The following is a 253-nucleotide window of genomic DNA, read 5'->3' on the forward strand; positions in this document are numbered from 1 at the left end:
TTAATGCGCTATCTGTATCTTTGAAGACGATTCCTAGAGCTTCTAGATCTTCTTTCATGTTGTGGTATACAACTTCAGATTCGTACTGTGCAGATACACCAGCTAAATATTTTTGCTCCGCTTCAGGAATACCTAATTTATCAAATGTCGCTTTAATTTCCTCAGGTACTTCATCCCAAGACTTCTCAGATTTCTCAGATGGTTTTACGTAGTACGTAATTTCATCGAAATCTAAGTCGTTTAAGTCGCCGCC

Annotated in this window: 1 pseudogene; it reads right to left on the minus strand. The window is 38.3% G+C overall.

The features are described 5' to 3' along the window. Positions 1–253: pseudogene (locus SB775_RS31815) on the minus strand (Fe-S cluster assembly protein SufB); the annotation flags it as partial.

The organism is Peribacillus sp. SIMBA_075, assembly GCF_046534585.1.